We start from the raw sequence: 251 nt of genomic DNA, 5'->3' as shown, positions 1-251 counted from the left end.
AATGCGAAGATTTGAGGTTTCAATTCCTTCGAAAATAGCGGAAGGTGCTGGAAGAGATTCAAGTAAAGAGTTTGCTAGGTATTTATCCATATCGCTGGGTKCTTTAGCAGAACTTGAAACACAATTGATTATTTCCCAAAATTTAAAATAKTCAAGCGATTCTGAAATTAAAAAAATTATTGATGAATTGATAGTCATTCGAAAAATGACAGTCGGTTTAAAGAAGTCACTTAAGTTTTAAGAATCATAAA

1 protein-coding gene is annotated in these 251 nt (G+C 31.3%); it reads left to right on the top strand.

Features of this window, described 5'->3' with window-relative positions:
• Positions 1-241 (top strand): four helix bundle protein (locus B9T16_RS29800; protein WP_410246507.1); only part of this gene is annotated, 241 nt, incomplete at its 5' end.
• Positions 242-251 lie beyond the last annotated feature (10 nt).

The sequence above is a fragment of the Arthrospira sp. PCC 8006 genome (assembly GCF_046480465.1).
Taxonomy (GTDB): Bacteria; Cyanobacteriota; Cyanobacteriia; order Cyanobacteriales; family Microcoleaceae; genus Limnospira; species Limnospira platensis.
The sequence above is the reverse complement of the archived record's forward strand: the minus strand, read 5'-3'. Positions and strand labels throughout refer to the sequence as shown.